We start from the raw sequence: 9,148 nt of genomic DNA on the forward strand, positions 1-9,148 counted from the left end.
TTCATCAAACTCCCTGTTGAACGTTAAGGTTAGTGCCAAAATAGTAAATGGGTGTAAAAGGCATTAGGCTCTCGAATAACGAGGGGCGAGGCAATATTCCCAGAACAAGATGTAATCGATTGTGTTGTGGAATCAGAATCAACAAAACAAGAAACTACAAAATGGCAACCTGGTAGCGCTCAGGCGCAGTTCGGCGTCAAGGGTTCCTATAAAAATCTTTTATTTAAGAAATTTTTATGGGTATCCCTCAACCATCATTCCTGGTGGGGATGCCATTATTAAACCGAAACATCTCTCTTTCCTGATTGGAGGCACCGGCAAAAACTGAACGGCAGTCTAAAAACAGTAGTCCAAGGATGGAGATGTCGCAAACCAGGCAACCATCCGCTAAAACTGTAAATTAAAGGGGAAGAGTGGATGACCAACGGCAAAGTTAGAATTTATGAATTATCAAAGGAATTGAATTTGGATAACAAAGAGCTACTAGCAATTTGCGACCAGCTCGATATTGCGGTCAAAAGCCATAGCAGCACGATTTCAGAATCCGAGGCAGAAAACATCCGGGCGGCAGCAGAAAAGCTTGCAGCTACGAGTGTGTCAGCCAAAAAGGAACTAGGTACAACCAGCCATAAGCCAAATTCACCACCCAACGGCGGACCTTCGCGACCTGCTGCACCCCACAAACAGCAAATTTTGGAAATACGTAAACCCAAAATATTGAGAAATACTACTCCCAACGCCCCAGAGGCGTCACTTGCTAACAATACCCAAGCTGCCTTGTCTGAAGCTAATCCTCCCTCTCCTCCACGGCCTTTCGCTACACCAGTCTCACCCCAAAAACCGGCAGCACCAACTCGACCTGTGCCCCGGACTCAATCTGAGACTCAAGAGCAACCCTCGATCGCTGACTTGGAACAAACGCCTAATCCAAATCCGGCACCGGAAAAAATAGCATCCCAAAAACCGGAAAAAATAGTTCCGCCCAGACCGAAATCGGAAAAACCGATTAAACCACAACTAGTTGCTCCTCCAGCCAGGCCTGCGGCAGAAGAAGCCCAGGTGGTAGATGAGCCGCCAGTATCTCAGGCAGATAAACCGATCCTCAAACGCGACCAACGGCTACGTCCCGCGGAAGGCGATCGCGAACAAATTAAGCCAAGAGTCGCTAAACTGCCAACAGACCAGTCTCCACCAAGTGCGCCACAAAGGACAAGTCGTCCTACCCCTGCACCCAGCAGACCAGAGCAGAGAGGTAATAGACCATCTGCCCCATCACAACTGGGAGAGGGACAAAGACCCAGACCGGCACGTCCAGGTGAAGCAGTAGCAGCCGCAATGCCGATCGCTACTCCACCCAGACAGATGTCAGGCATAGCGGGCAAATCTCAAGGATTGGGTGATGAACCAGTCACACCGGATCTCCTTGATTTAAAACGCCCAAGTCCGCCTCGACCGACCAAAGGCGGCAAAAAGTGGGTAGAAGAGGAAATAATTGACGAGGTTAAAGAGAAGGCAAAAGCTGGCGTCAAAGGTAAGCGAATCAAACCCATACTTGATGATGAGTTTGAAGAAGATTTGCTAGATGATGACGATATCGACTCACCAGCCACAGTCCAAGTCAGCCTTTCTATCGCTCGTCCTCCCAAACCGAAAGCGACTCGACCTGTACAGATACCAGGTGCAACCCTTGCTAGCGCCCCAACTGCAAGAGCCAGAAAGTCTGGTTCCAGGTCTGGTTCCAAGTCTGGTTCTGGGCGCGACAATCACCAAAACCGTCGCCAAGAAGCCGAGACAAAGCGCGATCGCCCCGAAAAAGTGACGATCACAGGGCCGTTGACTGTGCAAGAACTGGCTGACGTTTTAGCCGTTCCCGATACAGAGATTGTGAAAATCCTGTTCCTTAAAGGTATGGCGGTGAGTATCACTCAAAATCTGGATATTCCCACAATTACCCTGGTAGGAAAAGAACTAGAAATAGAAGTCGAAACCGCCGAACGAGAAGCAGAAGCTCGAAAAATTACGGAAATGGTCGGTGCAGAAGACCAAGAATATCTCCACCGCCGTCCGCCTGTGGTGACAATCATGGGTCACGTAGACCACGGTAAAACAACCCTGCTCGACTCAATCCGCAAAACCAAAGTGGCTGCTGGCGAAGCTGGCGGGATCACTCAACACATCGGTGCATACCATGTGGATGTCGAACATGAGGGGAAACCACAGCAGATAGTCTTCCTGGATACTCCTGGTCACGAAGCCTTTACAGCTATGCGGGCACGAGGAGCGCGGGTAACAGATATTGCCGTCTTAGTAGTCGCTGCTGATGATGGTGTCCGTCCCCAAACCATTGAAGCCATTAGCCACGCCCAAGCTGCTGGAGTGCCAATTGTTGTTGCAATTAACAAAATTGACAAAGAAGGGGCACAGCCAGAACGCGTTAAACAAGAACTCACTCAGTATGGTCTGACATCAGAAGACTGGGGCGGTGAGACAATCATGGTTCCCGTGAGCGCCATCAGAGGTGAAAATCTGGATACGCTCTTAGAGATGATTCTCTTAGTAGCAGAGGTTGCAGAACTATCTGCCAACCCAGATCGTACCGCCAAAGGAACTGTCATTGAAGCACATCTGGATAAAGCTAAAGGAGCAGTTGCTACCCTGCTAATTCAGAATGGTACCCTGCATGTGGGAGATATCTTAGTAGCTGGCTCGGCCTTCGGTAAAGTCCGGGCGATGGTAGATGACAGAGGCAAGAGAGTAGACATTGCTTCTCCTTCCTTTGCTGTCGAGGTACTAGGTTTAAGTGATGTGCCGGCAGCCGGCGACGAGTTTGAGGTCTTCCAAAACGAGAAAGAAGCCAGAGCACTCGCTAGCGATCGCGCAGACAGACAACGCTTATCCCGTTTGTTACAGGGTCGTGTTACCCTTACAACCTTGTCTGCTCAAGCACAAGAAGGCGAGTTGAAAGAACTCAACTTGATCTTGAAGGGAGACGTACAAGGTTCCGTGGAAGCCATTGTGGGAGCGCTCAAGCAAATCCCGCAAAACGAAGTCCAAATTCGGATGCTGTTGGCTACTGCTGGGGAAATCACCGAGACAGATATCGACTTAGCAGCTGCCAGTAACGCTGTAATTATTGGCTTCAATACCACCTTCGCTAGTGGTGCTAGACAAGCTGCCGATGAAGCGGGTGTAGATGTTCGTGAATACAACGTAATCTACAAACTCCTAGAAGATATCCAAGATGCCTTGGAAGGTCTTTTGGAACCAGAGTTGGTGGAAGAACCCTTGGGTCAAACCGAAGTCCGTGCCGTCTTCCCAGTCGGTCGCGGTGCTGTTGCCGGTTGCTACGTTCAATCTGGCAAGCTAGTTCGCAACTGTAAAGTGAGGGTGCGACGCGGCGGTAAGGTGATCTATGAAGGCGTTCTGGACTCCCTAAAACGGATGAAAGAAGATAGCCGTGAAGTCAACGCCGGTTATGAATGCGGTGTCGGCATCGATAAATTCAATGATTGGGTTGAAGGTGACATCATCGAAGCCTATCAAATGGTTACGAAGCGCCGCACTCTCACCTTAACGAGATAGTGTTGAGGGTAAAATGGTTAGAAGTTAGGAGTGATAAATTAGGAGTTAGGAGTTAAAGACTGCTAATTCCTAACTCCTAACTCTTAACTCACAACTTTTTATAATATGCATTCATTTCGCTCTGAACCTATTTTGTGGATTCACGTCGCTGGATTAGCGACGTTGCCTGTTTTTTTAGTACTCTGCTTATTGTTTTTGTCTGTAGGCGAGCCATTTTTACCAGTCTGGATGGAGCTATTGTTAGTTGGCGCCATTGGTGTTCTCCCCCTGCTATGGATGCAGTTGCGTCGCCCTTTTTATATATTTGCTCTTTTAGGAATAGCCCAAAAACCAGAAAATCTGACTGAGCGGCAGCGAAAAATTCTCTGTTTAATTAATACAAAGGTAAATCGTATCCTGGCATTGGTGGCAGCAGCCTTGTCGGTTGGGATACTGTGGTATCTTTACCAAATTGCCCCATTAGTAGCAGATTCAGCTAAATTTCTCCCACAATGGCGCAGTGTTGCATTAGTGCTGGCGGGATTAGCATTTTTGGGTGGCAATCTATTTTTACAAGTACCTGTGAGTGTAATGCGAGTTTTGGTGACTAATGACACAGAATTTGCTGGCATAGAACCATTATCTTTAGAAAAGATTAAGCAAGATTTCACAATTTTAGGGGTGCGAGTTAATCAAATCGTGCCTCGATTATTACAATCCTTGTTTAAGATAAATACAGATTCGTAGCAGGCCGTAAAGTATATTATTTAACTTTAAAGGGCTACAAATAAGTATCAGAAGATGCAGGGGTGCAGAGGAGAATAACTAATAATCAATGACGCCACTTGCTCCACTTGGGGAGACCCCAAGACCGCAGTGGCTCCCCAATGCCCCATTGCCAATACCCAGTTACCGTTGAAGAAAAACAAAGGAATGAGGAACTATGGCTCAAATTCCAGCTTCTAGCGATCGCCAATTTTCTGCCGATACTGAAATTTGGTATAGCCTCAAATGTGCCATCTCCACTAGTTCAGGTTTTCAACGCTGGCAACTAGAACGCGATGCTCAATTAGAGGGAATTCGCTTGGAACATCAGGTACAACGGTATTTAAGAGAAACTTTAGAAACTTTAGCTTACTAAAGACCAAATAAATCTTGTAGGTTTGTTTGCAAACGACGGAGTTGACGGTATGCACCCTGCAAGCGATCGCCATCAACTTCCACTTCATTTGTGGGATAATTTTTAATAATTTCAATCAGCGACACTTGGCCGTCTTGATTCGCAGAAAGTACCAAAGCGGCTCGTAAAGCTTGCCGATTTGCTCTTTGAGACGGTGTAGAAATAACTTGACTAACTCGATCCAAAATAATATTACCAATCTGGCTATTTAGCGCTCTATCTAAAAATACAGCGTTTACCTTCACTGGCTGTGTTAAATACTGACGAATGGCTTTGGGGTCTTGTCGCGCCAAAGCTAAATTCACTTTTAGTAAAGGTGAGAGTTCACCTGTTTCGGCAAAGGTGGATATTTCCTCTACAGAAAGTGATTCACGGAAAATACCATACTTCAGGACTACTCGTTCTGCTGCAAAGGCAGGAGTAGACAAAAACAGAAGACAGATAATGCCTACTAAAACTAAGATGCGACGCAGCCATAAAAAATTAAAATGCATTTCTCTCGATTTCCAATAGGTTCGCTTTTTTCTGCGATGATATTCCAGCAGAATTAGTTGCAGCATCTAGCTTTAGGGAATACTAAAAAATCGCCTCATCCCCATAGTGCCCCTAAGAAAATTTTCTGAATAATACAATATAACTAATGTATAAGTTCTGTAACCTCTCTAAGGAATTTAGCTGAATCAGTGCTAATCATCCAGTATAGTTTTGCATGGGTTTTAGAGCAGCTACAACGCTGTTATCTTTAACCTTGTTCGACATACCGTAATTCAGCACATTACAGACTCAAAAAATGAAATATCGGGGTTATCACATTACTCTTGCGAAAAATTTTCGCCTTCTTTCTAGCAATCATCTCAAATATTCTTTGCGCGTGGGAGCCGGACTCACGGCAATGCTTGTTGTTTCTAGTGGTTCACTACTACCTAGTGAGGTTAATGCTGGTGCGACTCATCCAGAAAATATCGCCCCAACTCATACAGCGCAAGCTCCTGCAACTGTCGCAGCGATTTATGTTAATCCAGCAACTGGTGCAGATAGGGCTGGTGCTGGTGCCACCTCGGCAGCACCGTACAAGAGCATAAGTTTCGCTCTCAGTCAAGCCCAAGCAGGTGCAGTTATTCAATTAGCACCTGGTAACTATAACCAAGAAAGTGGTGAAACCTTCCCGCTTTTACTTAAACCAGGGGTGACACTGCGGGGTGATGAAGCTACTAAAGGTCAGGCGATATTGATTACAGGTGGAGGCTTCTACACTAGTCGCACCTTTGCCAGACAAGACATTACCATCCTGGCCGAGCAAGATACCACGATCGCTGGTGTCAGCGTCACCAACCCAAATAGCCGGGGTACGGCTGTGTGGGTGGAGTCAACTAATCCGACTATCAAAAACAGTACTTTTACTAACAGTGTCAGAGAAGGTGTTTTTGTCACGGGTACAGGCAATCCCAGAGTTGAAGGTAATCTCTTTGTGCAAAACAAAGGGAATGGGATTTCAGTTGCTAGAGCTGCCCAAGGAGAAATTCGGAATAACTTATTTCAGGATACTGGTTTTGGTCTTGCGATCGGTGGCACTTCCACACCCCTAGTTGTAGAAAACCAAATTATCGAAAACCAAGACGGTCTTTTTATCTCAGAGTCAGCGAAGCCTGTATTGCGTAAAAATGTCATTCAAAATAATAAGCGGGATGGAGTAGTAGCAACTGTCAACGCTTCACCCGACCTTGGCACCAACGAAAATCCTGGTGGCAATCTTATCCGCAATAACACTCGTTATGATGTGAACAATGCCACCAAAACCAGTAAAATTGTCGCTGTTGGCAACGATATCGATCAGAAAAAGATTTTTGGCTCAGTAGATTTTGTTGCCGCCAGTGTTGATGTACCGCCTGGAGGGGCTGTTGCCTTTAAAGATGTACCAGCAAATTACTGGGCAAAAAGCTACATCGAAGCTTTAGCTTCTCAAAATATTATTGCTGGTTTTCCTGATGGCAGCTTTAAACCCAATGAACCTGTAACCCGCGCTCAATTCGCCACTATTGTCACTAAAGCCCTAACACCACCAACCAAACGCCCAGCAATTAAATTTAAGGATGTAGCAAGCAATTTTTGGGCTTACGCTGCCATTCAATCTGCTTACCAGGGTCAATTTGTTTCTGGTTATCCCGATGGCACTTTTAAGCCACAGCAGCAAATTCCGAGAGTGCAGGCGTTAGTCTCTTTAGCTAATGGTTTGGGCTTAACTGCAAGTAATCAAAATGTTGTTTCCTTTTACACCGATGCTGCTCAGATTCCTAATTATGCGATCGCACCAGTTGCCGCCGCAACTGCACGGCAACTAGTAATCAACTATCCCACAGCCAAGCAACTCAATCCTAATCGTGAAGCGACTAGAGCCGAAGTTGCTGCCTTTGTTTATCAGGCACTTGTCAATGCTGGACGTGCCCAACCAATTCCTTCATCTTATTTGGTAACAGTTCAATAAATGTCTAGTTAGCAAATTGGAAGCGCCAGACTAATAAATTATCAGTCTGGTGCTTTCAATATAGTGGTTTTTTAATTTTAGGGTTTTTGAATCATAAAATTTGGGGTCTTTAAATATAGCTGACCCCATTTGAATGCGATCGGGTTTATGGTCAGGATCTTTATATTGGCTGACCCCGTTTCAATGATTTCTAGTTTCACAGAAATTTTTGGTTTTTGGGATTTCCTAATAATTTTTTTACTTTTTCTTTCTGGATATTTTAATCTTCATAAAAGCATGAGTAAATTTGAAGAAAAGATATATCAAAAGAAAGTAGTCAAAAATTAACTAACTCAGATTTCTCCCTTCAGGAATTAGGATTTTTACCCGAATTGGGGCGTTGTTGCCGACGCTGTTCCCAGCGCCAAAGGAAAACCATTAAAGCAACTATTCCTACTTGGAGAGCTAAATTAGGCAAAGCGCTCTCAACATCGCGTCCAGCAAGCACTTGGAAGAAAAAGACGAATGCACCGAGTGAACCAGAAGCAGCGAAAGCAATGTAAAAAAATTGTCGTAAACCGCGAAAAGGAGCAGCTATTTCTGCTTTCAGGCTGGCATACTGTTCAGGATTAAGGCGATTTTTAGGATTTTGATCTACCATGATTAAATCATGTTATACTCTTAGATTGTGTACGCCGATGTGGCTCAGTGGTAGAGCAGCTGATTCGTAATCAGCAGGCCGTGGGTTCAAATCCCATCATCGGCTTTGGTGAAAGTATTCCTCAATATTAGAGTTTGGCATAAATCAAGTGTACAGTAACTAATTATTTGTCGTCGGTGACACATTGATCTCCTTGTGACAAATTATTGTCATCAAACCTATTAATCCGCTTCCGTATGTATTGGTGACAAATTTTTGTCATCTTTTTGAAAAGCAACAATTTATACAGCATATTTCAAGTTGCTGAGGTACACAAGCTAAGTCTGTTACCCAGATATAAACCATGTCTTACTCCTGAATTCTGACTCATAAATTCTGAATTTTGCTGTATATGGAGCTTATAGCAATTCTTTATGAAGGCGCATAGAAAGAACCCCACCGCCTGCGGCACCTCCCCTTGGTAAGGGGAGGTTGGGAGGGGTCAAAATAATGTGTAGCCTCATATAAAATTGGTATCAGGTGGATTATTGCAGCAAAGGAGCTGTGTCATTACCGTTAGTTGACGCATTGGCAATTGCAGCTTGAGTAGGTTGAGTAGTAAGAATCGCTACAAGTGGAGTAACTTTTGAAGTAGATTGTTTATTTCGTTTGCGATTAGAGCCGCCAGCTTTGGAATACTCTATACTGTTTCTGCCGTAGACAGTTGCAACTCCACTTAGCATTCGTTCAGACATTTCGGAGAGAGCTTTATCCATCTGGGTTACTGTTTTACGCGATTCTTCCAGATTGGACACCAGCGTATTATTAGCTTCTACCATTGCACGGGTAGTATTGATTAAGTGGTTGTAGGCTTCAATAGTTAACCCATGTCCTAAATCCAGATTTTCATCAATAGATTTAAGCAAGGCGAGACGAAGTTGGGCTTTGTCAACAGCAGCAGAACCACGAGTTTTTAAAGACATAACACATCCTTTTTTAATAATTCCTTGTTCAACATAGTGGAGTATCCTTTTGCCTGAGATGGGTAGTTTTGTGGATTTATTTCATTAAAAGTTCAACGAAATAATTACGAGTTTGCCTGTGTTTTTACTCATTTGTCATATCAATTTGTTGTTTGAGAATAAGTGCAATCAGCAACAGTAATCACAAAATCAATAAATGAGTACCCCGAAATAACAAATGGGTACCCCGAAATAACAAATGGGTACCCCGAAATAACAAATGGGTACTCCGAAATAACAAATGGGTACTCCGAAATAACAAATGGGTACTCCGAAATAACAAA

The 9,148-nt window shown here is 44.5% G+C and carries 7 protein-coding genes and 1 tRNA gene; 5 read left to right on the forward strand and 3 right to left on the reverse strand.

What is annotated here, in order from left to right; all coding sequences use genetic code 11:
- Positions 1-417: 417 nt before the first annotated feature.
- The 3 genes from infB to RMY64_RS31860 all read left to right on the forward strand — a co-directional run bounded on the left by infB (position 418) and on the right by RMY64_RS31860 (position 4,702).
- Positions 418-3,582 carry a translation initiation factor IF-2 gene (infB, locus tag RMY64_RS31850; RefSeq protein ID WP_322669752.1) on the forward strand — a complete coding sequence of 1,055 codons (3,165 nt, stop codon included), beginning with the start codon at positions 418-420 and terminating at the stop codon, positions 3,580-3,582.
- A gap of 105 nt (positions 3,583-3,687) precedes the next feature.
- Entirely contained in the window at positions 3,688-4,308 is a 621-nt protein-coding gene (locus tag RMY64_RS31855) for a low-complexity tail membrane protein (protein ID WP_322686680.1), read from the forward strand.
- Between the two features lie 196 nt (positions 4,309-4,504).
- Positions 4,505-4,702, forward strand: a complete 198-nt coding sequence (locus RMY64_RS31860; RefSeq protein ID WP_322660560.1) for a hypothetical protein — start codon at positions 4,505-4,507, stop codon at positions 4,700-4,702.
- Here the strand turns inward: RMY64_RS31860 and RMY64_RS31865 are convergent.
- Positions 4,699-5,235 carry an alpha/beta hydrolase gene (locus RMY64_RS31865; protein ID WP_322702124.1) on the reverse strand — a complete coding sequence of 179 codons (537 nt, stop codon included), beginning with the start codon at positions 5,233-5,235 and terminating at the stop codon, positions 4,699-4,701. The genes RMY64_RS31860 and RMY64_RS31865 overlap by 4 nt on opposite strands.
- Before the next feature lie 296 nt (positions 5,236-5,531).
- Here RMY64_RS31865 and RMY64_RS31870 point away from each other — a divergent pair, with 296 nt between their 5' ends.
- Entirely contained in the window at positions 5,532-7,223 is a 1,692-nt protein-coding gene (locus RMY64_RS31870) for a DUF1565 domain-containing protein (protein ID WP_322702125.1), read from the forward strand.
- A gap of 346 nt (positions 7,224-7,569) precedes the next feature.
- Here the strand turns inward: RMY64_RS31870 and RMY64_RS31875 are convergent, their stop codons facing one another.
- Entirely contained in the window at positions 7,570-7,863 is a 294-nt protein-coding gene (locus RMY64_RS31875; protein ID WP_322687703.1) for a DUF3493 domain-containing protein, read from the reverse strand.
- Positions 7,864-7,896: 33 nt separating this feature from the next.
- Between RMY64_RS31875 and RMY64_RS31880 the strand changes: the two genes are divergently transcribed.
- Positions 7,897-7,968 (forward strand) — tRNA-Thr (locus tag RMY64_RS31880).
- Between the two features lie 419 nt (positions 7,969-8,387).
- On the opposite strand, the gene RMY64_RS31885 is transcribed toward RMY64_RS31880, so the two are convergent.
- Positions 8,388-8,825, reverse strand: coding sequence for a hypothetical protein (locus tag RMY64_RS31885; protein WP_322669746.1), 438 nt, complete (start codon positions 8,823-8,825; stop codon positions 8,388-8,390).
- Positions 8,826-9,148 lie beyond the last annotated feature (323 nt).

The sequence above is a fragment of the Nostoc sp. DedQUE08 genome (assembly GCF_034530895.1).
In the GTDB taxonomy this organism is placed as follows: domain Bacteria; phylum Cyanobacteriota; class Cyanobacteriia; order Cyanobacteriales; family Nostocaceae; genus Nostoc.